27 protein-coding genes are annotated in these 25,834 nt (G+C 48.7%); 8 read left to right on the forward strand and 19 right to left on the reverse strand.

The genetic code is table 11. The features are described from left to right. Window positions 1-5: 5 nt before the first annotated feature. From CKQ54_RS25175 to CKQ54_RS25195, 5 genes are all read right to left on the reverse strand, one after another. Window positions 6-209 (reverse strand): tail protein X, encoded by a 204-nt coding sequence (locus tag CKQ54_RS25175; RefSeq protein ID WP_120164087.1) that lies wholly within the window; start codon window positions 207-209, stop codon window positions 6-8. Further along, window positions 209-682: a head completion/stabilization protein gene (locus CKQ54_RS25180; RefSeq protein ID WP_120164086.1), complete on the reverse strand. Its 474-nt coding sequence runs from the start codon at window positions 680-682 to the stop codon at window positions 209-211. Before CKQ54_RS25180 ends, CKQ54_RS25175 begins: the two co-directional genes overlap by 1 nt. A 94-nt stretch (window positions 683-776) precedes the next feature. Then, entirely contained in the window at window positions 777-1,433 is a 657-nt protein-coding gene (gpM, locus tag CKQ54_RS25185) for a phage terminase small subunit (protein WP_120164085.1), read from the reverse strand. Between the two features lie 10 nt (window positions 1,434-1,443). Continuing rightward, window positions 1,444-2,520 carry a phage major capsid protein, P2 family gene (locus tag CKQ54_RS25190; protein WP_120164084.1) on the reverse strand — a complete coding sequence of 359 codons (1,077 nt, stop codon included), beginning with the start codon at window positions 2,518-2,520 and terminating at the stop codon, window positions 1,444-1,446. Between the two features lie 44 nt (window positions 2,521-2,564). Then, window positions 2,565-3,416 (reverse strand): GPO family capsid scaffolding protein, encoded by an 852-nt coding sequence (locus CKQ54_RS25195; protein ID WP_120164083.1) that lies wholly within the window; start codon window positions 3,414-3,416, stop codon window positions 2,565-2,567. Window positions 3,417-3,559: 143 nt separating this feature from the next. Here CKQ54_RS25195 and CKQ54_RS25200 point away from each other — a divergent pair, with 143 nt between their 5' ends. Continuing rightward, window positions 3,560-5,326 carry a terminase ATPase subunit family protein gene (locus tag CKQ54_RS25200; RefSeq protein WP_120164082.1) on the forward strand — a complete coding sequence of 589 codons (1,767 nt, stop codon included), beginning with the start codon at window positions 3,560-3,562 and terminating at the stop codon, window positions 5,324-5,326. A gap of 1 nt (window position 5,327) precedes the next feature. Continuing rightward, window positions 5,328-6,365 carry a phage portal protein gene (locus tag CKQ54_RS25205; protein WP_120164081.1) on the forward strand — a complete coding sequence of 346 codons (1,038 nt, stop codon included), beginning with the start codon at window positions 5,328-5,330 and terminating at the stop codon, window positions 6,363-6,365. A gap of 296 nt (window positions 6,366-6,661) precedes the next feature. Here CKQ54_RS25205 and CKQ54_RS25210 read toward each other — a convergent pair whose 3' ends face one another. The 3 genes from CKQ54_RS25210 to CKQ54_RS25220 form a co-directional block, all read right to left on the reverse strand. Further along, the gene (locus tag CKQ54_RS25210; RefSeq protein ID WP_120164080.1) at window positions 6,662-7,594 is read right to left on the reverse strand and encodes an S-4TM family putative pore-forming effector; all 933 of its coding nucleotides are present in this window, start codon (window positions 7,592-7,594) and stop codon (window positions 6,662-6,664) included. Continuing rightward, window positions 7,594-8,598: a nucleotidyltransferase gene (locus CKQ54_RS25215; protein ID WP_120164079.1), complete on the reverse strand. Its 1,005-nt coding sequence runs from the start codon at window positions 8,596-8,598 to the stop codon at window positions 7,594-7,596. Before CKQ54_RS25215 ends, CKQ54_RS25210 begins: the two co-directional genes overlap by 1 nt. A 515-nt stretch (window positions 8,599-9,113) precedes the next feature. Then, window positions 9,114-9,302, reverse strand: a complete 189-nt coding sequence (locus tag CKQ54_RS25220; protein WP_120164078.1) for a hypothetical protein — start codon at window positions 9,300-9,302, stop codon at window positions 9,114-9,116. 212 nt (window positions 9,303-9,514) lie between these two features. On the opposite strand from CKQ54_RS25220, the gene CKQ54_RS25225 reads away from it, so the two are divergent. From CKQ54_RS25225 to CKQ54_RS25240, 3 genes are all read left to right on the forward strand, one after another. After that, window positions 9,515-10,006: an Hcp family type VI secretion system effector gene (locus tag CKQ54_RS25225; protein WP_047607110.1), complete on the forward strand. Its 492-nt coding sequence runs from the start codon at window positions 9,515-9,517 to the stop codon at window positions 10,004-10,006. Then, the gene (locus tag CKQ54_RS25230; protein ID WP_120349721.1) at window positions 10,007-10,495 is read left to right on the forward strand and encodes a DUF2778 domain-containing protein; all 489 of its coding nucleotides are present in this window, start codon (window positions 10,007-10,009) and stop codon (window positions 10,493-10,495) included. 848 nt (window positions 10,496-11,343) lie between these two features. Further along, entirely contained in the window at window positions 11,344-11,829 is a 486-nt protein-coding gene (locus CKQ54_RS25240; RefSeq protein WP_244220299.1) for a toll/interleukin-1 receptor domain-containing protein, read from the forward strand. Between the two features lie 119 nt (window positions 11,830-11,948). Here CKQ54_RS25240 and CKQ54_RS25245 read toward each other — a convergent pair whose 3' ends face one another. The 7 genes from CKQ54_RS25245 to CKQ54_RS25275 form a co-directional block, all read right to left on the reverse strand. Continuing rightward, complete coding sequence (locus CKQ54_RS25245; protein ID WP_120164075.1) at window positions 11,949-14,192, reverse strand: replication endonuclease; 2,244 nt, start codon at window positions 14,190-14,192, stop codon at window positions 11,949-11,951. A gap of 79 nt (window positions 14,193-14,271) precedes the next feature. After that, on the reverse strand, window positions 14,272-14,496 hold the full coding sequence (locus CKQ54_RS25250) for a TraR/DksA C4-type zinc finger protein (RefSeq protein WP_120164074.1): 225 nt from the start codon (window positions 14,494-14,496) through the stop codon (window positions 14,272-14,274). Next, entirely contained in the window at window positions 14,496-14,750 is a 255-nt protein-coding gene (locus CKQ54_RS25255; protein WP_120164073.1) for a DUF2732 family protein, read from the reverse strand. The genes CKQ54_RS25250 and CKQ54_RS25255 overlap by 1 nt, the downstream gene beginning before the upstream one ends. A gap of 65 nt (window positions 14,751-14,815) precedes the next feature. After that, window positions 14,816-15,118 (reverse strand): hypothetical protein, encoded by a 303-nt coding sequence (locus CKQ54_RS25260; protein ID WP_013573902.1) that lies wholly within the window; start codon window positions 15,116-15,118, stop codon window positions 14,816-14,818. Window positions 15,119-15,125: 7 nt separating this feature from the next. Beyond that, complete coding sequence (locus CKQ54_RS25265; protein ID WP_120164072.1) at window positions 15,126-15,296, reverse strand: phage filamentation protein Fil family protein; 171 nt, start codon at window positions 15,294-15,296, stop codon at window positions 15,126-15,128. Between the two features lie 2 nt (window positions 15,297-15,298). Next, window positions 15,299-15,805, reverse strand: a complete 507-nt coding sequence (locus tag CKQ54_RS25270; protein ID WP_113876586.1) for a phage regulatory CII family protein — start codon at window positions 15,803-15,805, stop codon at window positions 15,299-15,301. Between the two features lie 30 nt (window positions 15,806-15,835). Further along, complete coding sequence (locus CKQ54_RS25275) at window positions 15,836-16,096, reverse strand: hypothetical protein (RefSeq protein ID WP_120164071.1); 261 nt, start codon at window positions 16,094-16,096, stop codon at window positions 15,836-15,838. A gap of 134 nt (window positions 16,097-16,230) precedes the next feature. Between CKQ54_RS25275 and CKQ54_RS25280 the strand changes: the two genes are divergently transcribed. Together CKQ54_RS25280 and CKQ54_RS25285 are read left to right on the forward strand one after the other, a co-directional pair. Continuing rightward, the gene (locus CKQ54_RS25280; RefSeq protein WP_120164070.1) at window positions 16,231-16,818 is read left to right on the forward strand and encodes a phage repressor protein CI; all 588 of its coding nucleotides are present in this window, start codon (window positions 16,231-16,233) and stop codon (window positions 16,816-16,818) included. Beyond that, window positions 16,818-17,810, forward strand: coding sequence for a phage integrase (locus CKQ54_RS25285; RefSeq protein ID WP_120164069.1), 993 nt, complete (start codon window positions 16,818-16,820; stop codon window positions 17,808-17,810). The genes CKQ54_RS25280 and CKQ54_RS25285 overlap by 1 nt, the downstream gene beginning before the upstream one ends. A 379-nt stretch (window positions 17,811-18,189) precedes the next feature. Here CKQ54_RS25285 and CKQ54_RS25290 read toward each other — a convergent pair whose 3' ends face one another. From CKQ54_RS25290 to pdxR, 4 genes are all read right to left on the reverse strand, one after another. After that, window positions 18,190-19,176, reverse strand: a complete 987-nt coding sequence (locus tag CKQ54_RS25290; protein ID WP_112289539.1) for a replication initiation protein — start codon at window positions 19,174-19,176, stop codon at window positions 18,190-18,192. 1,372 nt (window positions 19,177-20,548) lie between these two features. Next, complete coding sequence (locus CKQ54_RS25295; protein ID WP_112289538.1) at window positions 20,549-20,758, reverse strand: plasmid partition protein ParG; 210 nt, start codon at window positions 20,756-20,758, stop codon at window positions 20,549-20,551. Then, window positions 20,755-21,381 (reverse strand): ParA family partition ATPase, encoded by a 627-nt coding sequence (gene parA / locus CKQ54_RS25300; protein ID WP_120164068.1) that lies wholly within the window; start codon window positions 21,379-21,381, stop codon window positions 20,755-20,757. Before parA ends, CKQ54_RS25295 begins: the two co-directional genes overlap by 4 nt. 1,488 nt (window positions 21,382-22,869) lie before the next feature. After that, a complete protein-coding gene (gene pdxR, locus CKQ54_RS25305; protein WP_120162894.1) occupies window positions 22,870-24,414 on the reverse strand; it encodes a MocR-like pyridoxine biosynthesis transcription factor PdxR in 1,545 nt (514 codons plus the stop codon). A gap of 146 nt (window positions 24,415-24,560) precedes the next feature. Here pdxR and CKQ54_RS25310 point away from each other — a divergent pair, with 146 nt between their 5' ends. After that, window positions 24,561-25,829: a 4-aminobutyrate--2-oxoglutarate transaminase gene (locus CKQ54_RS25310; RefSeq protein WP_113876593.1), complete on the forward strand. Its 1,269-nt coding sequence runs from the start codon at window positions 24,561-24,563 to the stop codon at window positions 25,827-25,829. Window positions 25,830-25,834 lie beyond the last annotated feature (5 nt).

Genomic DNA, 25,834 nt, shown 5'->3' on the forward strand with positions numbered 1-25,834 from the left:
GGTCATCAGTCCCAAAGTGAGACGGTTTCACTGACTGCGGCCAGGGTGATGTCCGGCAGCTCCACCGCGTAGCCATGGGGCAGGATTGCCCCCTGAGCGGCTAAGCCAACGTTAGCCGCGTAAACTTTTTCAACTACCGATTCCGTGCGCCCGTAGTACCGCCAGCAAAGCGAATCTAAGGTGTCGCTCTGTTCGGCATAGACTTTCATCAGAGCAGCCCGATGATGCAGTGAGACACACCGGCGACGTCGCTGATCGCGTTGCGCCCGTCCCGCCATAAATCATCCACCGTACTTTCCACGATCTCGGCCTTTTTGCTGCCCTTGTCCGTGGTGTCGTTATTCGGGTAACGCTCCGCCAGGAAGGCCGCCGCAATAGACGCCACGGCGCGCTGATAGGCGCAGACCTTCACGCTTTCATCATCAATATGATCGGCAGGAACATCAGCCAGGCGTTTATAGCCCTGCGAAATCTGCGCATCACGAAAGCTGAACAGCTCGGCATTTACCTCGGTCATGGCAAACTTTGCGGCAGTTCTCAGACGTTTAGCGGTAACCGTGCCCTCCAGGCGCAGCGTGTCACGCAGCTCAACCGGATCGACATCAGGCCAGAAATGGGTGTTTTTAATCGCGGGTTCCGTCGCGGCGTCCGGCTTTGGTGCAGGTATAACAAGAGACGACATGTTGACCTCTGAATGGGGGGCGGTGGACGCCAGCGTTGAACGAGGTCAAAGACCTGCCGCGGCTGGCGTGCCGCCCTGCGCGGGGCGCATTCTTTTAGCTGCCGGATGCCTTTCTGATGGCGGATTCCAGGCGCTCAATGTCTTTCTTAACGCCTGATTTGTTATCAAGAATTAAGGCATTTTTCAGGCGTTCCAGGGCTAACGCGTCCTTGCCGCCGTCGCGGTAGAGATAGCCGATAATTTTGTGCAACTGGGCACGGACTTTATCGGGCATATCCTCAGCGTCAGTCAGTTCCAGCACCTCCAGCATCAGCTCAATGCTGACCGGTTCACCGGCGTCGCGGGCGCGCGTAGCCTGGTCGATCACTTCCTCGGTGAACGCACAGCCAGCGGTGCGGGTGCCGAACGGCATGGCGAGCCGGTGCTTAAAGGCGTAGCGTGCAATGTTCAGCGCACCGGCAATATCACCGGCGTCGATACGCCAGATCATGACGGTCATCAGGATGGCATCCTGCGCGCCGTTCCCTTCGGCGAGTACGCCCGACACCCACGGGGCGTATTCAGGGAGCAGCTTGCGTTTCAATTCCGCTTTCGCCTGAAAGGACTGGAGCTTATGCAGCGCCTGTTTATCCGCATTGAGCTTTTGCATTTGCAGTTCGTAGCCGGTGGCATGGGTCAACTGACCGGCGGCCTGCTGTGCGGCGACGATGGCGGACTGTCGCAACATGTGACGACGGCAAGGGCTAATCATGACGTCCCCCTTATTCCACTGCTTCGGACGCTGAATCCGGCTTAACTTCTTTGAAGTTGCCGATCTTGATGTTCTCGATCAGGCAGCCGCCGCGATAATCCTCCACAACAAAATCTTCATTGATGGATTCGTAGTTTTCGATACGGTCACGCTTCGGCACTTCTTCGATATGGCGGCGGTGCGTGCCGTCCTGCCAGTAAATGGACAGATTATCCAGACGGGTGATCATGAGCGCATTGGCTGGGAAGGCAGGTACGCGCACCGCCGGTAAGTTACCGATGCGCTTCTGGCTGATAATCATATCCGCCGCAAGACTTTCAGAGTTCTCCTGCGCCCTGTTCACCAGCGGGAAGTATTTGTCCGCCAGCAGCTGACGCCCGCAGATCACCACCAGGCCGGTGTCGTCCTGATAAATCGGGTCAATCATGTCGTTGGTGGCGTCCATCACCAGCGCGTCCAGATTTTCATAGTCACCGTCAGCACCGACGCGGACGATTTCAGAAGTCACGGTGCCATCCTCACCAGTAACCTTATCCATCACGCGTTCCGGCGCATTGTTGCGGTACTTCTGCAGCCAGCCCACGTTCACGTCCTGCAACAGCGGGTATTTAGCGCGGTCTGATGTTGCCGCACGCTTTACGCCATTGAAGCCAATGGTGATGCGATCCAGCGCCTGACGTTTCACGATGGCGTCACGTAAACGCGCCTGGAAGTCCTGATAGCGCGCCCAGAGATCGAGCGTGGCGTAACGGAAATGGAAATCGTAGTTCGTCTGGCGGCACTCATAACCCTCAGCGGTCAGGGTGTTGAAGTCAGCTGTCTGGCGTTCACCGGTACCGCTGGTGTCTGCGGTGCTTGCAATCGAACCGGACACGCCCACGCCGACCTTTTCACCCTTCATTTCATCCACGGGCACGATGTTAATCATCTGCAGGAACGCGGAGGATTCCTGCACGCGGGTCATCAGCGTCTGCGTTACCGACGGCTCCACGCTGAATTTTTTATCCAGGTCACCGGTGTCCACTGAGTTCAGTTCAGCAATGCGGGACAGGTAGGCGTTAAATTGAAAACGGGTTGTTTGTTTCATGCTTTTTTCCAAATTGGTTAACGGGTTAATCGCGAGCGTCGTGCTTAGCAGTCGGTGAAGTTGGCTGCATCACCCTTGCCGCCGCCGCTTGAAACGGGGCGCTGTGTGTAACTCTGCGGCGCGGACTTTTCCAGCTTGCCTTTGAGCGTGCTGAATTGTTCGCGGTCATCTTTCGCGGTTTGCTCCAGCGCGTTCAGGCGTTCCGTCAGTGAGGATTGCAGCGCGGACAGCTTTTCATCGCTGGCTTTCAGGCCGGTTTCGACGTGCTCCACCACCACTTCCACGGCGTCATGCACGTCTTTAAAACGGGCATCATCCGAGGCGGATTTGCTGGAGAGCAGTTGTTTCACGCGGGAGAACAGTGACGGCGCGGCCGGTTTTTCGACTTCAAATTCGAACGCCGTTTCTTCTGCGACGGTAAAGAGGTTTCCAGCATCCTGTTTGCGGCTCGCCAGCGGATTTTGCTGTGCCTGCGCGCTGAATTGCAGGTACTCGGTGCCGAGGCTGGCGGGGCTGTCGGTCACGGCCAGGCCGATCAGATAGGCTTTGCCGGTATCGGAAAACGAGGGGTTCACTTCGATGGAGGTGTAAACCTTCTGGCGGGCTTTCACCATCGACACTAAATCAGGCGTCGGGTCGATATCGGCATACAGTGCCAGCTTGCCTTTCAGGGCACCGTCGGCCACTTCTTCGGCATAGACGCCGGTGACATCGCCGTACATGCGAAATGCACTGTCAGGGAAATAGCCCTTGATGTGCTCCATGTTGATGCGTGCGCCGTAGACCTTCGGGTCATAGGTCGCTGCCATCTGTTCAATCCAGTCGCGGGTGATTTCGCGCCCGTCGGTGGTTGCACCTTCGGTACAGATGCGAAAGCGCTTTGCTTTTGTTGCCATGTGTCGGACTCCAGTCGGTGTGTGCTGCTGAGAAATCCCAGTTTCCCGACAGATGCCCGACACCGCCAGCCGAGGCGGGTTGATGCTCGATGGCACAACGTGGGCAGCAGGAAAATCAGCGTGCCGCCCGTTAACGTGCAGTCATGAAAATGACAAACTCCCCCATCATCAGCGACCCACGGCGACAGGCGGCTCTGCTTTACTGGCAGGGGTTTTCTGTGCGTCAGATTGCGGAAATGCTGAACCAAAAGTTACCGACGGTGCAGAGCTGGAAAACCCGTAACGCCTGGGACAACGTTGCGCCCATTTCCCGCGTGGAATCCAGCCTGGAAGCGCGTCTTATCCAGCTCACCACCAAAGACGTCAAAGGGAATGCGGATTACAAGGAAATGGAGGCGTTAGGCCGGTTAATGGAGCGCCTGGCAAGGGTGAACCGCTACAGCCAGAGCGGAAACGAGGTGGATTTGAATCCCAACGTCGCCAACCGCAACAAAGGGGAGCGTAAGAAGCCGACTAAGAACTATTTCAGTGAAGAAGCGCTAGAGAAACTGGAGGATATTTTTCTTGCCCAGTGCTTCCGGTATCAGCGCGTGTGGTATGACGCGGGGCTTAAACATCGTATCCGCGACATCCTCAAATCCCGCCAGATTGGCGCAACGTTCTTTTTTGCGCGTGAGGCGTTATTGCGCGCCCTGGCAACCGGCCATAACCAGATTTTTCTTTCAGCCAGTAAAACCCAGGCTTACGTGTTCCGGGAATACATCATTCAGTTTGCCCGCCAGGTGGATGTCGAGCTGACCGGCGACCCGATTGTGATCGGCAACAACGGCGCAAAGCTGATTTTCTTAGGCACCAACTCCAACACAGCCCAAAGCCATAACGGCGACCTGTACGTGGATGAAATCTTTTGGATCCCGAACTTCCAAAAGCTGCGCAAAGTCGCCAGCGGCATGGCCTCGCAGGAACATCTGCGCACGACCTATTTCTCCACCCCGTCAGCACTGACGCACGGCGCGTACCCGTTCTGGTCAGGCGAACTGTTCAATAAGGGGCGGGAAGATCGCAATGACAGGATTGAGCTGGACATCAGCCATCACGCCCTGGCTAAAGGCCAGCTTTGCGGCGACGGACAGTGGCGGCAAATCGTCACGATTGAGGATGCTTTAGCCGGTGGCTGCAACCTGTTCAACATCGACACGCTGAAACAGGAAAACAGCGCCGAGGATTTCCGCAACTTGTTCATGTGCGAGTTTGTTGACGACCAGGCGTCCGTGTTCCCGTTCGCCGAGCTGCAGCGCTGCATGGTGGAGAGTGCGGAGGAATGGGAGGATTTCAGCCCGTTTGCCCTGCGTCCGTTTGGTTATCGCGCCGTCTGGATTGGTTACGACCCGTCTCACACCGGCGACAGCGCAGGCTGTGCCGTGGTGGCTCCGCCGCTGGTGGACGGGGGCAAATTCCGCGTGCTGGAACGCCACCAGTGGAAGGGCATGGACTTTGCCGCCCAGGCGAAAAGCATTGAGGAGTTAACGAAACGATACTGCGTGGAATATATCGGCGTGGACGCCACCGGTATCGGCCAGGGCGTTTTCCAGCTTGTCCGGCAGTTCTTCCCCGCCGCGATGGAAATCCGCTACAGCCCGGAAACCAAAACGAAAATGGTGTTGAAAGCAAAAGACACCATCACGTCCGGACGCCTGGAATATGACACCAACCACAAAGACATCACGTCGTCATTCATGGCGATCCGCAAAACCATGACCGCCAGCGGCAGCCGTTCCACCTACGAGGCCAGCCGCAGCGAGGAAGCCAGCCACGCGGATGTCGCCTGGGCAATCATGCACGCACTGCTTAACGAGCCGCTGACCGCTGCGAACGGCGGCCAAAGCCCTAACATCCTGGAGTTTTATTAATATGAGTAAGCGCAAATTCCGCAAACCGGCATCAACTACCGTTACAGCAACGGGGCAGCAGACAAGCGGCGCGGAGGCGTTCAGCTTTGGCGACCCGACGCCGGTATTAGACCGCCGTGAAATTCTGGATTACATCGAATGTACGGGGAACGGCCAGTGGTACGAGCCGCCGGTCAGCTTTGACGGACTGGCTCGCACGCTGCGGGCTGCTGTTCACCACAGTTCGTCGCTGTATGTGAAACGTAATATCCTGGCCTCGACCTTTGTCCCGCACCCGCTGTTATCACAGCAGGAATTCAGCCGGTTTGCCCTGGATTACCTGGTATTCGGGAATGCGTTTTTAGAAGTGATCCGTAACCAGCTCGGCGACGCCGTGGTGATGAAAACGGTGCCCGCTAAATATGCGCGACGCGGGGTTGAGCAAGATACTTACTGGTTTGTGCAGCAGTGGAAGGATGCGCATCAGTTTGAAACAGGCAGCGTATTTCATCTGATTGAACCGGACATTAATCAGGAGCTGTACGGTCTGCCGGAATATCTCAGCGCCCTGAATTCTGCCTGGCTCAATGAGGCCGCCACGCTGTTCCGCCGTAAGTATTACCAGAACGGTGCGCACGCCGGATATATCCTGTACATGACCGACGCGGCACAAAGCAGCTCCGACATCGATCAGATGCGTAAAGCGATGCGCGACACGAAAGGTCTGGGCAACTTCCGGAATCTTTTCATGTACGCACCGAACGGTAAGCCGGACGGCATTAAGATTTTGCCGCTGAGTGAAGTCGCTACCAAAGACGATTTCTTCAATATCAAGAAAGCCAGCCAGAACGATTTGCTGTGCGCGCACCGCGTTCCACCGCAGATGATGGGCATTATTCCGGAGAACAGCGGCGGGTTTGGCGATTCGGTGAAGGCATCGCAGGTGTTTGTCCGCAATGAGCTGACACCATTGCAGGAACGGTTTAAGGAGTTGAATGAGTGGTTTGGGGAGGAGGTGATCAGGTTTACTTCTTATGAATTGACGCCAGAGCAGGACTAAAGCCCCGAGAAACGGGGCTAAAACAATCTTTTGTCTCTTAGTTTTTATTATAAGACTTATTTTAACAGTGTTATGTAGCAGGGCGTTAGACTGGATCTGGAAAGAAATGCTATTTTATCACGAGTTAATATTCAGCCTGCACATATATGGTTGTAAATGTATCCGATAGCATATGTAACGGGGCATACTGAGGCCATTTGTTCGAGATAGTCTCAGTATTGGCGCTCATGGAACTGGAGAAAACTTTATTCTCAATTACAATATTCAGTGTCAAGTGTACCGTGACACCATTCAGATCATATAAGTGGCTCCAATAATTTCATTCTTTCTGAATAAGTATCAAATATACGGTCATAGCGTTCTTCATCTCTCATTCTGTTATATCGATGCATCCTATCCGGAGCTGGGTTGCCGGATGAACGATATATGAAGATCTGATCCTGGATATTTCTTGATAGTCTCTTTAGGGATGCTTCATCAAAAAAACCTGTCTCTGTGATTTTATCAAGTTGTGATTCGACCTTCTCACGCAATTCATCAGCGCGGGCAACTGATTTTTTATTTTCATTAACATAACGGTAGTAAAACTGATAAACCGGAGCCAACAGGGCTATAAGTGAAAATATATTCGCTGCAGGAGGGTTAATAATAATTGAAAGTATTAGTAATACAATGCCATTAATGACTAAAATTATGGAAAGAAAATCCGAAATGATTTTTTTTAAACGTGCATCCCATCCTAGATTTTTGCTCTGACACAGCAACGTCATTACTGAAGAGGGTAAGGCAATTGAATAGTTCAAATACCAATCGGTGAGAGCTGCACTTCCATTTTTTTTCAGATGCTTGTCAGCAGGTTCAATCCACTCATGTGGTCCAGGGCGTTTGCCTGCTACTACGTCATTCCATTCCATTGCGAAGAGTCGTGTGTCAAATTCTTCCTGGATACGTGCCGCCCTTTTTTTAATTGAGCTGATATGGTTAAGTAGTAAATTGTTGATGAAAAGCATTATAAAGCCGTAAACGGTTAATGCGGTTTTCAGCCATGGAAATGTATAGTTTGGAAAAAAGCTCAATATCAAATATAAGACAGATGCTACTGTCGGAACTAATACGGCAAACAAAAAGCTGTATGCTAGATATTTTTTTACCAATGAATATAGTTCCCGCTGTGCCGCTTGTAACTTTATCATCTCGGGATGATTCTGATTTTCAAAGTAATTGTTCATCATGCCTCCTCAATCGGAAAGTCATTGCCCAGAACCTGTTGCCAATATTTTCCGGATTTTAAAGGATCACTAAACTCCAAAGCGATGGCCTCCTCAGCCAGAGTTGCATCTGTAGATGCTTTTTCCCATACTTTCCAGCGTTCATCTGAGCTCAAGTTATTGATGTCTCCCTGGAAACTTTTCTGGTCATAAACAGGAAGCAATATAGCATTGGCGAGCGATCGCAGCGCAAGGGGGAATTCTCGGTCAACCCAGTCACTCATCTCACCTTGAAAAAGATTTTCATAGCGGTTAAGTAAAATAGTTTCTAAAAGATAAGAGCCGATTGCTGGCACGCCACGCTTTCTCTTCCAGTATTTTACAAGACGAATGGCATTAAGAACTTTGCCGTTATGCTTCTGATTTAAGCGAGTAGTTCGATCTTTATCAATCCTTGGGTCGGTTTTTTTCCAGTTACCATATCCGTCAGGGATTAGATAAAAATTTGTGCCATCTGATTCTGCTACAGTACTGAAGGCTGGTACGATATCAAAGTTCCAGGTTCGGCTAAGTAGCTTAAGGGTGGCAGCTTCTCCTTGCCGCTTGCTATCAGCTTTTGAATACTGTGGCACCTCTTTAAGTGATGAAACAAATTTATTTACGATTTTTCTAGAATTTATCCACTGTCCTGACTCATCAAGGTAGTTTAAAAATCGTGAATTCTCGCCGGGTGAGAGATATACAGTACTTCCATAATCATAATACGAACTCCCTTGTGCGTGCATAATGATCATCATATCGATATCGTCCAACTCTCTTATTTTTGTCCGGCGTGAAAAAGATCCGAACCACATTTTATAATTAGTTTGCATAAGAGGGAACTTATCATCATTTATTGGAAATTTTGTTATTTGCTCCTCAACAAGCCACTTTCTACTTTTTTTTCCTTCCTGGCTAGAATCAGCAGTAAGATTAACAAATTCTTTCATCAATGTAATGAATGCATTGTTCACGCTATAAGACATCTTGTAGTCCTTTATGCAGAGTAAGAATAATGTTCAGTGAGCACGAGAAGGTCGCCCCCATTAAAAGGGTATAACTACTAAGCTAGTATTTTTATGATGTAGAACAAAATACCATTGTTAACGCAGAGAAGAAGTTCGGTACACGTATTGCACAAATCACAGGATGCTGAAAAGACGAATTCATGTCAAGAACGTCGCACAATTACGCACATTGCAGTGATAGTGACCATAAGCACTTTACAGAATTTCAATTCAGTGCTCAAAGGGTGCCTTGTCTATGAGGCACGTGACCGTCTAGGAAAGTGGGGTTGGTTCATTTTCATGACGCGGCACCTCAGCGCGCGCAATGTTACCCGCCTGCCCGCTTCTGACTTGGTTCACTGTTTTTAATGCATGACTAATAGCGCCCCTAAGCCCAGCTATAGGGGCGAACAGGCATTTTTTGATCCTTTCTGGATCATGCAAAACCATGCAGGTAATGCATGCATAGCCCCTCAAAGAGCTATGCACCGAAATCAATGGATTTTGCCCGCACCGTTTACATCAAAGATAACGGCAAGTAACTCCTCTTTTGCGGTTACGGCCATTTCCGCAATCCAAATGGCAACCATCTCACGTTCATCATGATCGCAATCTGTAGATGTGGCTAATTTGGCAATTAACGCGATCCTCTCCAACAATGCAGCCGTTTGTAATCCTTCCATTCCCACCTCATTTAACTGTGTATTTATACAGTATACTAGGTTTTTTCTGATATGATTTCCATATATTTCTGAATGTTATGCATAGCAATTATCAACCACATGAATGCTTTGCCTGCAAAATAGGCAATCTCCGCCTTGCGGTAAAAGTCCATATTGTTCAAGTGGTTTTTTGGGTGTATGTTTTCCCTACAAAACATAAGGAGTTGTTAACAATGGCTATACCAGCGTATTTATGGTTGAAGGATGACGGCGGAGCAGATATTAAAGGATCTGTCGATGTGAATGGACGTGAAGGTTCAATTGAGATTCAAGGTTTCGGGCACTCTCTGCATCTTCCAACTGACGGGGCTACAGGCAAGATCACCGGCACACGTATACATGCGGCGTTAGGTTTTGAAAAAGAATTCGACAGCTCTAGCCCTTATCTCTACAAAGCAACCGCCACCGGCCAAACCCTCCAATCTGCCGAGTTTAAATGGTACAAAATCAACGATGCAGGACAGGAAGTTGAGTACTTCAACATGTATCTCGAAGGCGTTAAAATTGTATCAATCTGCCCAACAATGCACCACATCAAAAACCCAGCCTTCGAGAAACATAACCACAACGAAAGTGTTGAGCTTCGCTATGAAAAAATCACATGGAAATATTGTGACGGCAACGTAATTTTTGCCGACGCCTGGAATGAAAGAGTGACAGCTTAAATGGCTATCACCTGCAGCTATGTATTAAATGGAATGGAAACATCAATTCTGAGTTGTGCTGGTGTCGGCAATTTCCCTGCCTTCTCAGGCCAGTTAGTTGGTCGAAATAACCCAACATTAACTAATATTGCTGATCTGGGACCACTTCCTACAGGGCGTTACTTTATTGTCAGCCGCGTCTCTGGGGGGCGCTTAGGCGGCTTACGAAATGCTGTCCTTAAATATGGTTACGGCACTGACAGAGATACATGGTTTGGGCTCTATCGTGATGACGGAAAGATAAATGATGAAACTTTTATTGAAGGAGTTAAACGTGGAAGTTTCCGGCTTCATCCAATCGGACCAAAGGGACTCAGTGAAGGCTGTATTACCATGACATCACAATCTGATTTTGATTATCTTCGTACTGCATTGCTGGGTACCTCAATGATCGGTGTACCTGGGTCTTCGCTTAAGGCACACGGTACGATCAGGGTTACACTCGGATGAAGTGGGTTAAGTATGTCGCTTGTGGCTTAGGCTACTTGATTTCATTCGTAGTATTAATGATCATCAGTACACAGGTGATCGACAACTTTATTACTGGTAACCAGATCCAGCGTTTCGCGCAGTTCTTCGGAATACAGGATATTGAGGGGACATTGGATCTGTATGTTGATACCTCAATAGCTATTTCCGCCTTACTTTCTATAGGCATTATTTGGCTGTGCCGTCTATTTATACGATACCGATAAGAGCAATTGACTGAGGTATAGTTGATTGGAGATATAGCTTGTTAAATAATTATTAATTAAATAGCTCTAGTGCATTTTATCAACTCAGTGCTTAAATCAAAAAATACTTTTCCAATGAAAATCAAGCCAGATCTAATATGAAATCTAGTCGATTTTTTCCAAAAAATTCAGGTTATAAAGTTTATTAACAACCCCAATAATTAGTATTTTTCAAATTATTGAAATTTATTTAGTTGCAGTTAGTGGATAACTAAAGCCGGATGGAAGTTATGCGCCCGCATTTAAGCACCTGTAATGCTTATGACGGACATCATTTTTGTCAAAACCTCTACTTGAAAGAACAATTGAAATGGGAGAAACACACTATGGCTAGATGCACAGCCCCAGTACGTGGGCATCACTCATCAGCTGCAGCAGCAGCTTGCCCGGCATGCAGCAGCTTGCCCGGCATGCAGTAGCCGCGGTAGCTATCGCAGTAGTTACCGCTATGACAGTTATGATTCGCCCTATTCCTCACCGAGTAGTAGCGGACGGAGCTATGGAAGCGGTAGTAGCGGTAGTAGCGGTAGTTCAAGAGCGCGCTGGTCAAAAGCAGGTTCTTCAGTGTTATACACGCCTGCACAAATCCAGTCACTTACACCAATTAGGCAAACTGTCGAGACGCGAGCAGCGGAACAGCCTGACCTACGTGACGTATTCCTGTGCCATGCGTGGGACGATCGGCAAGGTATTGCTAAGGAACTTCACGATTTGCTTGAAGCGGCTGGTGTCAAAGTCTGGTTCAGCGAGAAAGATCTTGGGCTCGGCGTTCCTATGATGCGCGCCATCGACAAGGGCTTAGCAAATTCGAGGATCGGACTAGTATTAGTTACCCCTGCGCTGCTTAAAGGACTTCCAAAAGAGGGTGTAGCTGACAAAGAGCTTTCGGCACTATTGGCGGGAAATCAGCTCGTTCCAATCGTGCATAATACGACGTATGTGGAACTTCGCAATGTCAGCCCCTTACTCGCCTCACGAAGTGGTTTGGACACCGGAGAAGATTCAATTACCGTTGTTGCAAAGAAAATCGCCGAGCTAGTAGCCCTGTAAATCTATGATCTACATAGACTTTCGATTAAGATACTTCTGTTCATAGACATACGACATTAACCATTGTTCAATGGGACTTGCCTTAGACAAGTCCCATTGCCTATAACTTAGTTCTTTAGCTAATTAAATTCAGTCCAATCCTCAACGACTTCAAAATGCATGTTGATATCGCCGAACCGGAAACGAGCACCACGTGTTAACGCTTCCAGCTCCCATCTTTGAGCCTTGATATCGTTTTTAAGCAATTCCTGTTCAATCTGAGGCAACCGCGCCCGTTCTTCAGCAGTCAATCTTGCTGATGGAGCAACATCGCGCCCTTTTGTTGGGTCAAAACTTCGCTGCGCCTTGCTGACTCTCGGCGTTTCCTCCCTAATGCGTGCCACAATCGCCCTCACGGCGGATGTGTCTGTCCAGTCAACAACTCGCAGGTTGTCAGAAGTGGACGCCGTAGCGGTGCTCCCAACCTGCCTATCACGCCAATTAGTGGCCTGTTTCTTTCCACCTAACCCACAGTTATTGACAGGACTCCGAGGCGCGCCGGAGGCGCTTTTTAAGGTCAAAACCTCAACGTCAACGGCAGAAGAAACGATCCGCCATTGTGTTGTACGGGTTTCATAAACACGAGAGTCGCCGAGGTGAGGCGCGAAAATACCGACAACCTTTTTCACTTCCTCATCGTATGCGTTCAGCTCATCAGCCACGCGGCGGGCGACACGCACAGTCTGAGCGGCGCGTGGGACATTAGCGCCGCCCTGGGCTGACATGTACGCCATAAAGTCACCGGCATCAGCAGCTGCGCGAACGGCTTCCACTTCTTCGTCAAAGGTTTCAGTCAGATTGATAGAACGGATGCGGCGGCATTCACGGTATGAACCCATGGTAGGCAGGCCGATAGGATGAAACTGCGGGATCCGCCAGGTAGCAGCCCAGGCAGTAACGGCAGCAGCGGAGTCCGTTAGCAACTCGCCGGTTTCGTGGTCGCGCTCGCCTTCCAGTGCATAACCGTCGATGTTCTTTGCTATGTATTTGGCAATATAGCCAGCCGCGCCGCCGCGATTTAGGTGCTTACAGTCAAAGCGGTTTTTAGCTGCACCGCGTTCGTCGCCGTCTTCTTTCATGGCGTATTTGCGCATGATATCGATCACCGGCTGCCGCATGGCAGGTTTGGTGAATAGCATCATGTGCCAGTGCGGCGTCGCGTCGTGATGAGGTTCGACAACGCGCATCCCGTAAACAGACAGGCCGCTATCCTTAAACGCGGTACGCATTTTGCTCCAGATCCCGCACAGATAACGCTGCGCATCTTTCGGGGTATAGGCTTCTTTGTCCCAGGCATGATTTCGCTGAACGCGCTTTTTATCGCCCTTACCCACCATGCGGGTCGGGTGATATTTAGAAGGGGTGGTAATCGTCAAAAACATGCCGACGTCGCCATTTGCAGCGGCATATTTTTCGGTACCGGCTATGGTGCTCATTAGTTCCATGCGGCGGATTTCAGGATTTGAAATACTCGCCATCACTTTGTCGATCAGACTGAAACGCTCGCCGGTTTCGACGTTTTCCAGGTCGCAGCTTTTCAGATAGTCGAGATTGGAAAGACGTCGCGCACGTACTTCACGGATAGCCTGCTTACTGGCATAGGGAGAGGCGTCACGGTTAACCTTGCCGATGGCGATCAGCAAGCATTCACGCCAACGAGTGCGCTGACCTTTAAACTGGCGTAACCACCAATCCGGATTAACCAGGCGCGACATGGCAGCGATCGCGGAAACGACATCCAGTTTTCCTTTGCAATACCTTGTCCAGTACATCGGCGTGACATTAAAAGCCTGTGCCATACCGGCGATTTCGCTGTACAGCTCGCACTGGGTATCACCTTCAAAAAGAATCGAATTATCCCCGTTGTACTGAGCAAGAAGCTGATCACAGCGGTCTTCATAGATTTCTTTCAGTTGTCCGGCGATGTCCTGGGCGAACCGGCGCAAAGGTTTATCGCTCATGCTCGGCAGCCGGTGATAGGTGTCTGCCTCAGACATAAACTTCATGGAGGCATTAAGATTCATTTCATGCGCAGAATTGACTGCATCCACACGCGGCAGAATGCTGCGCCCCAACGTATAGACCAGATATTTATGTGCAGCGTGAACGCCCTGCTCTTTCAGCAGAAATTTATAGCGGCCTGTAAAAATTTCGCGGAGATCGGTGGAGAGGTTTTTTACTTTGATTAAAACAGCTTGCCCCTGATCGTATTCATCACGGGTAAGCGGTCTTTCGAGGCCAGAAACGGCCTGGCGTGGTTTGTTCCAGGGAAACGCCCAGACTTCGGGCGTTTTAATCTGCGGAGTAAAGCGGCTGGTCTGCATTACATGCCGTCTTTGAGATCAATGACCAGATAGCCCGCATTGATAGCAGCCAATACGAGCAACACCACCGCGAATATGATCACTGGTTGCCTCGGTAGTGTTTGGCATTGAGTTCACGAAGTTCTTTGCAATACACACAAAGCTCAACACCTGGCAGAGCTGCGCGGCGTTCTTCTGGAATTGGGCGCTCACAGTCAAGACAGAACATTGCAGAAATACCCGTCACTACCTGTCTAACTGCGTTAATCTGGGACTCAAGTATTTCTGCCTGACGCTCTGTGATTGAATCGAGTAAATCCGGCATCAGACAACCTCCCACGCTTCGTTTTGAATGCGCTCAGCTTCTTGGCGCAGTATTTCAACAGCACCACGCCCCCCAACATCCTTTTGAAGAATGAAAGCCGCAATCGCATCAAGGCGGGCAGAGAACACGGCAGCCAGATTTCGCCTTTCGTCTAAACGTGCATCAGATAATGAAGCTAAATAAGCAATATATTCGGCCTGCGCTGCCCCCTGATTAGATGAAAATTTGATTGGGTGAGTCTCAATATTTCGCATAATAATTTCCTGTTTTTAGGCAAAAGAATACCCGGCGGGTTTACGCCAATTAATTTCGATTCGGGTTAGTGTCTGATATTTATCTTGCAGTCATCTTCACTGATAAATTTCGGAAGTGACTCAGTTAAACCCAGTAAGGAATTCAGCGCCGCAACCACTTGATGCCGCTCAGTCGGCGTTAGTTCTGCAAACTTCATTTCTACGTGGCGATTTTTCAGGCCAGCATGAAAGCAGATCGTTTTGCGCATATGTAGCGGCTGACTATCAAATGTTTCCTGCGCTACATTCTTTTTGTGTTCCAACATCTCTTTAATTCTTGTCAGATGCTTTTTACCGATCTGGATATGTTCTTCGTTCCCTAAAAACATAGTCACCTCAACTAAACAGTCGCTTAAGAAGCGGCATTGAATTTCTAACGGCCTGCGGGGCAGTGGCTTTTAACAGTGAAGGACTCCAACGCTTTCCGCCTGGCAACTCGATGCAACCATGACCAAAGTGACGTAAAGGACTTTGCTGTTTCAGAAGTGGTGCAATTGAGATTGGCATAGTCAAAGCATCCCATTGGTAGCAACGCTTGCCACGGCGCCGACGGCGGAGGCCAGCACCGGTGAACCTTCAACCCGCCCCTGAATCGCCAAACCGATCAGCGACAGATGGCGGATCCCTGCGTTCACACTTTCCATAATTGCGTTTTTAGCCTGGCGTGTTTGCCGTTCCGGTGATGCCGCACCTGCAGCAACCGATCCCAACGCTGCCGTGGCGTGAAGCGTGTAGGTAGCAATATTCCCCTCGGCCAACTCATTCACTGGAACCGCAGGCATACATTTCATCTGTGCCAGCAATCCATCGATCAGAGTTGCGTCTTCGGTAGCATCAGTGATCACTGCAATTTCAATGGCAGTAAGCTGATGAACCTGATCAGGATTCAGCTTGTTACGCAGGGTCTGTTCTTTCATTCCGATAGTGCGAGCAAGTTTTGACAGGTTGTGACGAACGGCAAAAGCACGACACGCGTTATCAAAGTGCGGCTGGTTGGAAACCTGAAAATCAAACATGTTTACCTCTCAAAATTCACTTAATGTGAATTAAGCGCCAATAACAATTTGAAATCGTGAATGACCAAGATTCTTTTTGGCTTCCATTTCTTTATAACGAGCGTACAGAATTCTGATTGGACCACCGGCGCGCTTGTTGCCCTTCTTGATAGTGCGCGGTTCTATTGGAATGCGAGGGTTTTCGCCGGTTGTCTGGCGATATACGGTGCGAACAGATACACCTTCGAGAGCTGCGAATTCTTCTGGGTGCACAGTTGCACGGGGGATCTTAATTGTAATGAGAGCGGTCATAATGCATCATTCCCTTTTTAGTGATTTATTTGTCATTGATTGCCACCGTTTGCCAACTATCGCCATCAATGAATCAGGTTTAACCGCACTTTAATGCGTAAAAACGCATTAATCAATACGCAGGTACGTATTTCATGGAAAAAGATGCTGGGATAAGTAATGAAGATGTTCTTAATCGAATCTGCCAAGCCTACGGATTTAGCCAGAAAATCCAGCTAGCCAGGCACTTCAACATTGCCGCAAGTTCGCTGCAAAACCGCTATACACGCGGCTCCATCTCCTATGACTTCTTAGTTCACTGCTCTCTCGAAACCGGAGCGGAGACACGCTGGTTGCTTACTGGGGAAGGACAAAGCTTAAGAAGTGGTTTAGATGCTTCAAATACTCAAAACTCTTCTTCAACATTTAAATTATTCACTTTAAGTGAAGGAAAACTTAGTGAAGACGGTTCTTTGAACATCGATCACAAGCTTTTTGGTAAAGCTCTTACTCAACCTATCTGTGTTAAGTCTGATGGAAAGACTCATATGGTTGAAAAAGATGCGTCTCTTTCTGATGGAACATGGTTGGTCGATATTGAAGGATCTATCAGCATCCGCGACTTGACGTTATTACCGGCAAGGAGGCTTCACGTTGCTGGCGGCAAAGTCCCTTTTGAATGCGGCATTGATGAGATAAAAACGCTTGGTCGTGTGATAGGGATTTATGCAGAGGTAAATTGATGGCAGTCAGAAAACAGGCTGATGGATGGTGGCTGTGCGAGCTTTATCCGAACGGTGCAAAGGGTAAGCGTATACGCAAGAAATTCGCCACCAAAGGCGAAGCATTGGCCTTCGAGCAACACACCATTACCAAACCCTGGCAGGATGAAAAGGACGATAATCGCACTCTGATAGAAGTGCTGAAAATCTGGTACTACGCCCATGGCCTTACGCTAAAAGATGCAGACAGACGTCTCGCCGTAATGACACACGCTTCTGTTTGCATGGGCGAACCACTTGCCAGGGAATTCGATGCAAAGATGTTTTCCCGTTATCGGGAAAAGAGACTTTTAGGGGATTTTTCACGCGGCAACAGAGTGAAGAAGATCACCCCACAAACGATCAATCTTGAGCAGGCATATTTTAGAGCTGTTTTTAATGAGCTTATTCGCCTTGAAGAATGGAAAGGTGAAAACCCGATCAAGAATGTTCGGCCGTTCCGCACAGATGAAAGCGAAATGGCTTTTCTGACAAAAGAGCAGATAGAGCAGCTTTTGGCGGAATGCAGAAACGAAAGTAACGGCGACTTAGAATGTATTGTAAAACTATGCCTCTCAACGGGCGCACGCTGGTCGGAGGCTCAGGAACTCAACAGAAGCCAGGTGACGGAATATAAAGTCACATACACGAAGACTAAAGGGCGTAAGAATCGAACCATACCGATCAGCAAAGACCTTTACGACTCGTTACCAGCAGTAAAAAGCGGGAGGCTATTTACAGACTGCTACCGCGAATTTCGCTCTGCCTTGCAACGCACCGATATACAGCTACCAGCAGGTCAATCATCGCATGTGCTTCGTCACACGTTCGCTTCTCACTTCATGATGAAGGGGGGAAACATTCTCGTTTTGCAGCGTGTTTTAGGCCACACCGATATCAAAATGACAATGCGTTATGCCCACTTTGCACCTGAGCATCTTGAGGAAGCAGTGAGGCTAAACCCCCTGGCTTAAATGGCGATAAAATGGCGGTGCAAATGGTGCATACTGGCAATTTAAGGAAATGCGTGGCAGACAGCGTCAGTACTCACTTACATTCCTAACCAGTAAATACGCTGGAAACAGGCTTCTACCCTGGTTTTTAGGGCTCATGTGATCCCTTTTCGTAACGTATGGCTTATAGCTTTTGCTACAGTACGCTGAAAAAGCCGCCAAAACGGCTAATGTGGAAAGATTACCTGATCACACCCAGTGAGTGCTTACTAACCTCACAGAGCCAACTACATCAGGAGCACTGTAGGAAACTTATCTATTTCTGCCGGATAACAGGCAAAGAAAAACGGCGTATCTTTTTAAGGATACGCCGTTGAATGTGATGATGAATGCTGTGAGGTCAGGCAGCCACTTTTTTGCTGCGGGAACTGACTTCTGCGAGGATCTCTTTCTGCTTGTTCTTTTCGCCAATCATTTTGTACCAACCTGAAAGCTTGCGAAGATCCGGTAAGGTAGCCTTTTCCTCAACATCGTAAGCACTTAATTTCTCACGATACTCTTCAAAGATGGCGATGCAGCGACGTGCCCACTCGCCTTCCAGAGCAGAACCGGCCACGGCACGCGGACGTCGTGGTAAGCGCGGACGCAGCGGCTTGCTGGCTTCTGGTGCGGATTCATCCACGTAGGCAAACTTGATGGATACGACCGTTCTGCCCTGTTTTACCGGCTCCCAGACCACTGAAATATCCGTATTGGCATTGATCCGATTGATCGTCGGCTCAAGCAGCTTCTGGCGGAAGTCACGATAGTCCTCGTATTTGCCCGCCAAACCGGCCTTCTCGCGCATCCAGTTGAGATCAAGTGTCACTTCGATGGCTTTGCCACTGCGTCGCCCGTAGAGGTTCTTGGCTTTGATTAGCCAGCCATACAGGCGTACGGAGAACGGGGTATCCAGCTTCGCGATATTGGCGAAATTGAGTTTGGTAAAAGATTCTTTAAGTTCATACAGATACGGAGCCACGTCCTGCCCGAATCTCAGTACGACTGCACTATGATCGTCACTGCTGACGTATTCCAGACGTGAAAACCAGGAAAGCTGCACGGTACGCACTTTGCCGGTTTTCACATCAGGCTTGTAGATGGTCACCGGCTTTTTCATCAGGCTTTCAGCTGCTTCGCGCAACTGGCGGTGGCTGCTTGTCGGGTTAACCCCGTAGATCCGCTGATAATCCTGAGGGAAAAGTCGATAAAGCGTATCCGGTTGCGGTTTCCTGCTATCAATTTGAGCCAGCGCCAGGTTAAGCAGGCGCATTTCATCCAGAGTAACGCTATAGGCGCCTTCAAGAAGATCGTTCCCCTGAACTACTGTGAGTTTATTCAGTTCCATGTAGCAGGATCCATAAGTGGAAAGTAGGTAAATTATTCCACATAAAAAATGCTGTCGTAAAGTAAAAACAAGGCTTATTTAATGCCTATAAATCATTGCGTTAAGTAAGGATCGAAAAAATCCGATCAGGAAAAATCTCCACATAAGCATTTCAGGCCCAGCAGGGATCCTTTTTTTAACATGCTGGATCGACAGTCTTTTTACAGGAAATCACTCCACATATCTTCTCAGGGATCCTCAACGTTCATGCAGCACAGAACCTCCCCTTCCACTGGCCGATGATCAGATAATTCCTCCACATTAGAGGTGTGATAGCACGCTTAACCATCAATCTCTGCAATGTGATCCCCTTCTCACTTCGTTTTAAGGCTGTATTCGGGTCCCCAAATGGATCATCAGGAAAACTTTCCACATATGCCTGTGAGTGGGATCAGAAAATGTCTCCACATTAGCGACGCGACGGGCATTTGATCAGGAAATCTCTCCACATAGCCCCAGCGATCAGATCACAGAAAATCTTTCCACATAAACCGCTTTACGGGAACAGGAAATCTTTCCACTTATTGTAGGCACTTCTTTTTTCAACCTGGTGTTAGAAAGCTTAAACGACGTCCTGGATCAGGAAAAATCTCCACATATCATCAAGTGACACCGTCACAATAAATCTAACTCATTGTTTTTCAATGAACCGAGTTCAATCTTGATCCAAAATACTCTTTTTGGGATCAGATAATGTTTCCACATATAGGCTTTCAGGGATCAGGAAAAATCTCCACATAATGGCTTTATCCCCCCTGAATAGCCTTCTGTACCCTGCCAGCAGCCTTTCGGGGAGCCTATTTTGGTCTTTGTGACATCACGTGACGCTGTCACAGGAAATTCTTCCACATAACCCACTTTCCTCCTCGATCAGGAAAAGTCTCCACGTATTAGAAAAGGCAGTTATGGCAGTATGTTAGGGAGTTTGGGGCTATTTGGGCAGTGCGGGATCACACAGGAGGAAAGTATCCACAGAAAATTATTCCACCTTGGTAATGGCTTGATCCCTAAAGAAATTATCCACATAAAAAGACTCTACATTGACCATGAAAAGGATCCACATCTAACATGAAGGATCTCCACCTCTGGCAGGAAATGACTCCACAATATGTGTTTTAACTACATGATAATTAAAAGTAAAAGTGCTCCCTAAAGAGAAAGATCTAAACTTATAAAATAAACAAAACATTATTTGATCTTGGGATCTGATAACAACGGAGAGAATACTTCAGGAAGGGATTGATTAGCGTTTAAGGCACATAAAGCAAAGGTTACAGGCTGGATGAAACCTGAAACGGGCCTGTAAGACCCGATCCAGCCAGTGATCATATTCTTATGCGCGTTCGTTGTGGATGAGCCATGCTTCGATCAGTTCTGTCAGAACATCTTTCATTTCGCGATCCTGCAGGAAGCAGCTGGTTTTGAACCGGCGATGCAGTTCCTCATCGATATTCGTTTGTAATTTTTTCACCGATGCAGGTGGTTTAGCCACAGCGTCCAGTGCTGTAGTCAGTTGTCTGTGCTGGCCAAGTTTCATTTTCATTTCAGCAACTCCTTGATTTCTTTGGTCATAATTTCAATTTCACCCTTCGCATTTCCGTCCGTTGTATCGAAAACGGTGCCGCCGTCCATCATGGTTCGTATGTAAACCTGGCGTTGGGTCGTGCCGGTACGCAGTGCAGGAACACCCGTGTCGGCAATGGATTCTTTAAGTACTTCAAGCATTTTAGCGGATGCCACTTTTTTAGTGATCAGAAAGCGGGCAATTACCGGTTGCAGGTTTTCGCGGGCCTCTACCACGGCCAAAATAGCGCCACAGGCGGCAAAATCTAAAGGTGACGGTGTCACGGGGATCAGGACTAAATCACTGACCATAACCGCTGCAGATGAAATTGCAGAAATGGCAGCTGCCCCATCGATCACTACGTAATCGTATTCTTTCAGTTGCTTGCGTACGGTATAAACTTCTTTTTCTGAAGCGGCTTCGGCCAGGTCAAACTGGCATTTGCTTTCGTCATACCAGTTGCTGATGCTTCCCTGTGGATCGGTATCAACCATCACCACTTTATGGCCTTGTCTTGCCAGACAGGTTGCGATGTTTATTGATGTCGTGGTTTTCCCTACTCCGCCCTTCCCGTTAAGGAAGGAAATAATTTTCGCTGCCATGACAACCTCTTAATGAAGCGTTCGGTAAAGATATCAGGATTCCAAAATCATAAGATTTTAGGATTCGTATAGTTTGTAATCTTAGGATTCTGAGATTTTCTAATCCATGAATCACAGGATTGGAGTGCTACTATAAAGTTTGCAGCCTGGGATTTCAATATCTAAGGATTATCGAATTACAATATCCTATGATTACAGGATTCTGTGTGGTTGTTGAACTCGTCATTCGATAATACGAGAATGGTAATTCGCATAAATCACAGGATTTTATGAGGTCAGGATTTAATGATTTTAGGATTACGAAATCTTCGGATTTTGCTTGAACCTGCTTGCAGTGTGTTTGCGTCAACCCTGCTATCCGGTGATTATTAAATCTCTGAATCTCTGAATCTCTGAATCTCTGAATCTTATGAGCTTGAGATTCAACTATCCGGTTATCACCAGATGACAGGATACACAAGTTGAATCAAATGACTGGACATGACCGCATCAGGATATAAAATCTCACCATCTCACCATCTCACCATCTCACCATCTCACCATCTCACCATCTCACCATCTCACCATCTCACCATCTCACCATCTCACCATCTCACCATCTCACCATCTCACCATCTCACCATCTTATACTCCTGAGACAGCATCACGTGAGCTAGCGGATTTCAGGATTCCAGAAGCATCAGGATTCCAGGATTAATATTTAAAATAACCTGATCGGAACGCTGATAGCATACCCGGATTCTAGCCTCTCAGAATCACAAGATACTTAAATCTCATTCTGAGATGATCGAATCCTGTAATCTTAACATCCCGTATGAGTGTTTTTGTAGTAGCCAGATTGCGGATAGGATACCGGGATTTCATCATCCTGAGATTATATAAGAATGGGTGATTGCAGGATTATAGGATTATGCGTGTAACTTAAGATTATGAGATTATATAATCATTCTAAGTATATCAATGATTTAATAATAGATCCCGACTCAATACAAAAGGATTGTAGAATCTCAGGATTATATTGGGATTCCAAGATTATAAGATTTCATGTCTGTATTTCATGATTATGAGATTCTATAGGCGAAGGTGAGGATTATATCATCCTGAGATTAAGAAGGGATTATAGGATGCTAGGATTCTTATCCTGTGATTCTGTGTGGTCAGGATGGGATTATGTAATCACAAGATAATAGGATGTAAGTAGCCGAAATCTCAAGATTCAGAGATTCTGTGATTGTAAAATCCTGGAATTTATATCTTATGATTTCAGGATGCAGGGAGTATCAGGATTCAAAGATTTTTGTCTGATTACAAGATGATGGGATTCAATGATTTTTTGATTGTATGCTCTTAGAATTGTAAAATCACGCAATCACGCAATCACGCAATCACGCAATCACGCAATCACGCAATCACGCAATCACGCAATCACGCAATCACGCAATCACGCAATCATGCAATCACACAATCACATGATTATGGGATTAATATTTACTGACTTACTTCTGGCCCGGTTGTACCAGCGGAAAGCAACCGACGTCGCAGACACTCGATGATATGCCTGAATGCAGTTTCTATTTCTTCCTCAGGTACACAGCCATAACCGAGCAACAATCCGCGACGCGGAGTCGGGCGCAGATAGTAAGCTGAGAGAGGGCGGGTCAAGATATTTAATTGCTCAAGCTCTGCACTCAGCGCCACATCATCAATAGAATCCGGCAGCGAAAGGATCAGATGAAGTCCGGCATTGCTGTCTTCACACAGATATTCTGGTCCAAGTTCCTGTCCAATCATCCGTGTCAGCGCATTTCGGCGTTTACCATAAATCAGCCGCATTTTGCGAATGTGCGCGGCGTAATGTCCTTCGCGAATGAATTCCGCCAGCGTCAGTTGCGTGAGTCCATTTCCCCCGCGGTACAGTTCTGAGTGCGCAATTTTAAGGCGTGATGCCAGCGGGCGGGGCAGAACCATGTAACTGATGCGCATGGCGGGATACAGCGTCTTGCTGAATGTTCCGATGTAAATCACAGGCGCATCGCTGCTCAGTCCCTGCAGTGCCGGGATCGGACTGCCCGAGTAACGGAATTCACTGTCGTAGTCATCCTCCACAATCCAGCTGCCTTGCTCACTGGCCATTGCGAGAATTTTTTGGCGCCTTGCCAGACTCATCACCGAGCCGAGTGGATAATGATGTGACGGTGTCACGCATATCAGTTTCGGTACACGGCAATCCGGTGGTTTTTTAGACGGATTTTCAGGCGGATTGTCAGGTGGATCCATTCCGTTGTCGTCTACCTGAATCGGCTGAATATCTACGCCATTAATTGTCAGCACATTACGAATTCCCCAGTAGCTCGGCTCTTCAATCCAGGCGGTGTCGCCCGGGTCGCAGAGCATTTTAGCCAGCAGATCCAGCGCCTGATGCGTTCCTGTGGTGATCAGGATCTGGTCAGCAGTGCAATCAACAGAACGTGCAACACGAAGATAATCCGCCAGTGCATGTTGCAGCTGCGGGCATCCGCCGTGGCGGGAATAAGTCAGGAATTCCGGGTGCAGGCGGCGGCTCAGTCGGTTATGAATTTTGCGCCAGATTTCATGTGGAAATTTGGTCACGTCGGGTACGCCCGGCATGAACGCGCCCCATTGTTGCGAGGCAACGCCTGTGCGCGTCAGCAACCGGGTGCCTCGTTTGGAAAGCGCAACATGACTGCGAACTGGTGAAAAGTATCGGGCAGTTTTATCGGCAATTACACCGTCCTCGGGCAAATCAGATGTGACGAAAGTCCCACTTCCGGTACGGGTTTGAATATAACCCTCCGCCTGCAATTGGTCATACGCAGCCAGCACCGTATTGCGCGAAATATCCAGTTCTTTTGCAAGATCACGCGAAGCCGGTAAACGGCTGCCTGGTGTGATACTGCCGTCGAAAATTGCCTGTTGTAACGCCTGATACACGCGCTTATTCAGCGTACCTGTAGACGTGTCGGAAAGGCCGGTCAGGCGTTGCGAAATGAGGTCAGAAAGCAGTGAACGCAAAAGTGGTACCTCAAAATAATTCAAACTGGTTCTGGATTATAGAACCGCTGGCGCGATAAAACACAAGAACGGATTGCTATTTCGACAAATTGTTCATCTTGCAACCGGCAATCTATAAAACATCAACCTTCATGCAGGAGCGAAAGATGAGTCACAGTGAACTGGAAAAACGCCGTAAAGAAGCGACCCCAAGAGGTGTTGGCGTCATGTGTGATTTCTACGCGGCGAAGGCGGAAAACGCCACGCTGTGGGATGAGCAGGGACGGGAATACATCGATTTTACTGCCGGGATTGCTGTGCTGAACACCGGGCATCGTCACCCGAAAATTGTTGAAGCGATCCGCACACAGCTCGACCTTTTCACTCATACGGCCTATCAGATTGTCCCGTACGCCAGCTTTGTGAATCTGGCAGAGCGCATCAATGCGATTGCTCCGGTCAATGGTAAAGCTAAAACGACCTTTTTCAGCACAGGCGCGGAAGCGGTAGAAAACGCGGTGAAAATTGCACGCGCGGCAACTGGTCGTCCTGGCATTCTGACATTCTCCGGCGCTTTCCACGGACGCACGCTGCTAACCATGGCGCTGACCGGCAAAGTAGTACCTTATAAAGTCGGGTTCGGGCCTTTTCCTGCCTCCGTTTTCCATGCGCAATATCCGAATGCCGTGCATGGCGTTACCACTCAAATGGCACTCGACAGCATCGAACGTATTTTCCGCAGTGATATTAGCCCTTCGCAAGTTGCAGCAATTATGTATGAGCCGGTTCAGGGCGAGGGCGGTTTCAATATTGCGCCGGAAGATTTCGTAAAAGGGCTGCGTGAAATCTGCGACCGCCACGGCATTGTAATGATTGCTGATGAAGTCCAGAGCGGTTTTGCCCGTACCGGCAAAATGTTTGCTTCGGATTATTATCCGGATGCTAAACCAGACATCGTCACGATGGCGAAAAGCCTCGGTGGCGGGATCCCGATATCCGGCGTAACGGGACGCGCAGAGCTGATGGATGCACCTGAGCCGGGAGGTCTGGGCGGAACTTACGCAGGTAATCCGCTGGCCGTGGCGTCAGCACTTGCTGTGCTCGACATCATCGAAGAAGAAAAATTGTGTGACCGCGCCAGCAGGTTAGGAGCGGAACTGGTGGAAGTGCTGGAAAAAGCCAAAACGACATGCCCGGCGCTGGTGGATGTCCGCGCACGCGGGTCGATGGTCGCTGCCGAATTTAATGATCCCGCGACCGGCAAACCATCTGCTGAGCTGACTAAACAGTATCTTCGCAAAGCGCTGGATGCCGGTTTGCTGATGCTGAGCTGCGGCGTACACGGTAACGTGATCCGCTTCCTGTATCCGCTGACCATTCCTGACGCCCAGTTTAAAGACGCACTGGCGATTTTATCCCGCGTTCTGGCTGACTGAGGCAA

This window comes from Rahnella variigena (assembly GCF_003610915.1).
Classification (GTDB): domain Bacteria; phylum Pseudomonadota; class Gammaproteobacteria; order Enterobacterales; family Enterobacteriaceae; genus Rahnella; species Rahnella variigena.

Coding starts and splice junctions, on each gene's coding strand:
- CKQ54_RS25175 (WP_120164087.1), bottom strand. CDS start 209: ATGAAAGTCTATGCCGAACAGAGCGACACCTTAGATTCGCTTTGCTGG.
- CKQ54_RS25180 (WP_120164086.1), bottom strand. CDS start 682: ATGTCGTCTCTTGTTATACCTGCACCAAAGCCGGACGCCGCGACGGAA.
- gpM (WP_120164085.1), bottom strand. CDS start 1,433: ATGATTAGCCCTTGCCGTCGTCACATGTTGCGACAGTCCGCCATCGTC.
- CKQ54_RS25190 (WP_120164084.1), bottom strand. CDS start 2,520: ATGAAACAAACAACCCGTTTTCAATTTAACGCCTACCTGTCCCGCATT.
- CKQ54_RS25195 (WP_120164083.1), bottom strand. CDS start 3,416: ATGGCAACAAAAGCAAAGCGCTTTCGCATCTGTACCGAAGGTGCAACC.
- CKQ54_RS25200 (WP_120164082.1), top strand. CDS start 3,560: ATGAAAATGACAAACTCCCCCATCATCAGCGACCCACGGCGACAGGCG.
- CKQ54_RS25205 (WP_120164081.1), top strand. CDS start 5,328: ATGAGTAAGCGCAAATTCCGCAAACCGGCATCAACTACCGTTACAGCA.
- CKQ54_RS25210 (WP_120164080.1), bottom strand. CDS start 7,594: ATGAACAATTACTTTGAAAATCAGAATCATCCCGAGATGATAAAGTTA.
- CKQ54_RS25215 (WP_120164079.1), bottom strand. CDS start 8,598: ATGTCTTATAGCGTGAACAATGCATTCATTACATTGATGAAAGAATTT.
- CKQ54_RS25220 (WP_120164078.1), bottom strand. CDS start 9,302: ATGGAAGGATTACAAACGGCTGCATTGTTGGAGAGGATCGCGTTAATT.
- CKQ54_RS25225 (WP_047607110.1), top strand. CDS start 9,515: ATGGCTATACCAGCGTATTTATGGTTGAAGGATGACGGCGGAGCAGAT.
- CKQ54_RS25230 (WP_120349721.1), top strand. CDS start 10,007: ATGGCTATCACCTGCAGCTATGTATTAAATGGAATGGAAACATCAATT.
- CKQ54_RS25245 (WP_120164075.1), bottom strand. CDS start 14,192: ATGCAGACCAGCCGCTTTACTCCGCAGATTAAAACGCCCGAAGTCTGG.
- CKQ54_RS25250 (WP_120164074.1), bottom strand. CDS start 14,496: ATGCCGGATTTACTCGATTCAATCACAGAGCGTCAGGCAGAAATACTT.
- CKQ54_RS25255 (WP_120164073.1), bottom strand. CDS start 14,750: ATGCGAAATATTGAGACTCACCCAATCAAATTTTCATCTAATCAGGGG.
- CKQ54_RS25260 (WP_013573902.1), bottom strand. CDS start 15,118: ATGTTTTTAGGGAACGAAGAACATATCCAGATCGGTAAAAAGCATCTG.
- CKQ54_RS25265 (WP_120164072.1), bottom strand. CDS start 15,296: ATGCCAATCTCAATTGCACCACTTCTGAAACAGCAAAGTCCTTTACGT.
- CKQ54_RS25270 (WP_113876586.1), bottom strand. CDS start 15,805: ATGTTTGATTTTCAGGTTTCCAACCAGCCGCACTTTGATAACGCGTGT.
- CKQ54_RS25275 (WP_120164071.1), bottom strand. CDS start 16,096: ATGACCGCTCTCATTACAATTAAGATCCCCCGTGCAACTGTGCACCCA.
- CKQ54_RS25280 (WP_120164070.1), top strand. CDS start 16,231: ATGGAAAAAGATGCTGGGATAAGTAATGAAGATGTTCTTAATCGAATC.
- CKQ54_RS25285 (WP_120164069.1), top strand. CDS start 16,818: ATGGCAGTCAGAAAACAGGCTGATGGATGGTGGCTGTGCGAGCTTTAT.
- CKQ54_RS25290 (WP_112289539.1), bottom strand. CDS start 19,176: ATGGAACTGAATAAACTCACAGTAGTTCAGGGGAACGATCTTCTTGAA.
- CKQ54_RS25295 (WP_112289538.1), bottom strand. CDS start 20,758: ATGAAAATGAAACTTGGCCAGCACAGACAACTGACTACAGCACTGGAC.
- parA (WP_120164068.1), bottom strand. CDS start 21,381: ATGGCAGCGAAAATTATTTCCTTCCTTAACGGGAAGGGCGGAGTAGGG.
- CKQ54_RS25310 (WP_113876593.1), top strand. CDS start 24,561: ATGAGTCACAGTGAACTGGAAAAACGCCGTAAAGAAGCGACCCCAAGA.